This is a genomic window from Streptomyces sp. NPDC059787 (assembly GCF_042732315.1).
Lineage (GTDB): Bacteria > Actinomycetota > Actinomycetes > Streptomycetales > Streptomycetaceae > Streptomyces > Streptomyces atrovirens.
The window spans coordinates 1-2,505 of the sequence record NZ_JBHWHX010000106.1 but is presented as its reverse complement, the minus strand read 5'-3'; the positions used below and the strand labels follow the sequence as shown (position 1 = coordinate 2,505).

General features: G+C 71.9%; 2 protein-coding genes. Both read right to left on the bottom strand.

What is annotated here, in order from left to right; translation table 11 throughout:
- Positions 1-95: 95 nt before the first annotated feature.
- The gene (locus ACFV5H_RS37745; protein ID WP_385054485.1) at positions 96-1,490 is read right to left on the bottom strand and encodes a PAS domain-containing protein; all 1,395 of its coding nucleotides are present in this window, start codon (positions 1,488-1,490) and stop codon (positions 96-98) included.
- 153 nt (positions 1,491-1,643) lie between these two features.
- Entirely contained in the window at positions 1,644-2,099 is a 456-nt protein-coding gene (locus ACFV5H_RS37740) for a GNAT family N-acetyltransferase (protein ID WP_385054482.1), read from the bottom strand.
- Positions 2,100-2,505: the final 406 nt, after the last annotated feature.

Here is a 2,505-nt window from a genome sequence, read left to right as displayed (position 1 = left end):
GCTGAAACTCAGCCCCTCCGGCGTTTGAGGAGCGGGGTCCGGGGCGGAGCCCCGGTTTCGGGACGGGAAGGGGCGGCGGGGGCGAAAGACAAACGTCAGCGATCGTCGCCGAGAAGCCCCGCCAGATCCAGGGCGGTGGCGATGTGACCCGCCACATCCTCCGCGTACATCACGTCGGAGCGCTCGAACGCATGACGCCCCACCCCCCGCAGAAACGTCACAGCACCAAGCGTCCGCCCCCGACTGCGCAACACCGCGCACAAGGCATGCACCGCATCCCCCGGCCACTGCCGCGCCAGCGCCCACGCCCGCGCCTCCCCGGCCCCCATGGAGCCGGCATCCGCCCGCACCGTCCCGACCCGTTCCACACACTGCACCGCCGGATGCCCCTCGCCGTACCGCACCGGCAGCCCCGCCCGCCCGGTGAGCCTGCTCGGCCCCGGCGCACCGGACGGCGTGGCGGCGATCCGCACCAGCCGCACCCGGTCGACACCCTCCGCGCCGTCGGCCACCCGGTCGATCAGCGCGTGATCGGCGAACCCGGCCAGCGCGAAGTCCAGATGGACCGTCGCCGCCTCCGCCGGGTCCTCGCACTCCGCCGCCGCGCGCGCCGCGCGGTGCAGCTGCTGCGCGCGGAACCGCAGCAGCGACGCCTCCTGCTCACCCTGCCGGGACTCGGTCACGTCCTGGAACAGCCAGCCGACCCCGAGCGGCACCGGTTCCTCCGTCAGCGGTGACGCCAGCCGCACGAACCCGCTCCGCCAGCACCGCCGCCGCTCGCCCTCCGGTGTGCGCACACTCACCCACAGCTCGGCCGGCGCGGGCGGCGCGCCCTCCGCGAGCACATGGGTGAGCGCGCTCTCCAGCTCCTCCACACCCTGCGCCAGCAGCTCCCCCAGCGGCCGGCCCAGTACCGACGTACGCCCCACCCCCAGCGCCCGCGCGGCGTGCGCGTTCACCACCGCGGGCCGCAGGTCCGCGTCGACCAGGACGACGCCCCAGCTCGCCTCCTCCAGCAGCGCCTCGCTCAGCGCGATCGACCGCTCCAGGTCGATCTGCGCGTGCACCTCGCTGAACGCGCAGTACACCCCCGCCGGCTTCCCGTCCGGCCCGCGCACCGCCGCGGACTGCGTCCGCACCAGCACCCGGCCGCCGTCCTTCGTCAGCAGCGCAAACTCGTTGACCTGCCGGCCCGGCGCGTCCATGACCGACATCAGCCGCGCCTCGACCTCCTCGGCGTCCGCGCTGCGCACGGCCCACCCGGCGAACCCGGCCCGGCCCACCGCCTCCTTTGCGCTCCAGCCGAGGATCCGCTCCGCCTCACGGTTCCAGTGCGTGACCGTCCCGTCCGCGTCGAAGGCGCACAGGGCGGCGTCCATACCGTCGAGCAGCGCGGCGAGGAGGTCGGAGCCGTCCGACCCCTCCCGCGCGGGCTCGGGCTCGTCCGGCCCCAGCTCGTCGGTGGTCCCACTACGCCGGGAAGCACTCACCTGGACCCCCTGCAGGCTGCGTCCGCACGTACGGCACGACGGTTCACTCACTTGCAATCATTCAACTTGAACGTGACTCAGCGCACATCGGGTTCCCGCAAGATTGAGAGAATCGTTGTACGCGGTCGCCTTCCCACGAAGCGGTCGCTCCCCCTACGAGGGGGAGGACACCAGCCGCAGGTCGACCCACTCGTCGCGCTCACCGTCCAGCACGTACCGCTCCCGCTCGACGAAGCCCCGCGCCACGGCGAACCGCAGCCCCTCCGTGTTGGCCGCCAGCACCACGGTCTCGACCTCCTCGGCCCCGAGCCCGCGCGCGTGCGCCAGCCCCTTCTCGTAGAGCGCCGCGCCGATCCCTCTGCCCCGGTGCTCGGGCAGCACCCGCGCGATGACGGTGGCCACGGCCTCCTCGCCCTGCGGAGGCCGCACCGTCGAGCAGCCGACGAGCACGTCACCGTCGTACGCGTTCTCCAGCCGGTACCCGCGCCCGAGCCGCTCCCGCGCCTCGTCGGACGTCATCGCGGCGGGCGGCACGATCACGTTGTGGACGTGCCGCCACTGCTCCAGCATGGCGTCGCCGTCCACGACGTCGATACGAAGATCACTCATCCGGCAAGCCAATCGTGCCCCCGCGCGGGGGTCAACGAAAAAAGTGGTTGATACGGCGCCGATCGCTTCTTAGGGTGGCAGTACTTCGGAAAGGAGGTGGTTCGGCAGATGTATGCAAACCGGACGGAAGAGGTGGCTGCGGGCTAGTGGCCCGCCGTCGTACTCGGTTCGGCGCCGGGCCAGCGTGTGCGAGATACACGCAGCCGGCCTAACCCAACGCAGTCACCCGACCCGCGAGTCGCCGGTAACGTCCGGCCGGCTCCTCCCCAGGGAGGAACCAGACTCGCGGGTCGTCTGCGTTTCGGGACCTTTTCTCAGCTTGGCGTTTAACGCCGATGACGTCGGTGTTCCTTGATCGATTCGGCGCGTTTGACGGTCTTGCCGACGTCGTGGTGTCTGGCTCGCT

Bases quoted from the DNA above. Each gene is read 5' to 3' on its own strand.
- ACFV5H_RS37740 (WP_385054482.1), bottom strand. From the start codon at position 2,099: ATGAGTGATCTTCGTATCGACGTCGTGGACGGCGACGCCATGCTGGAG.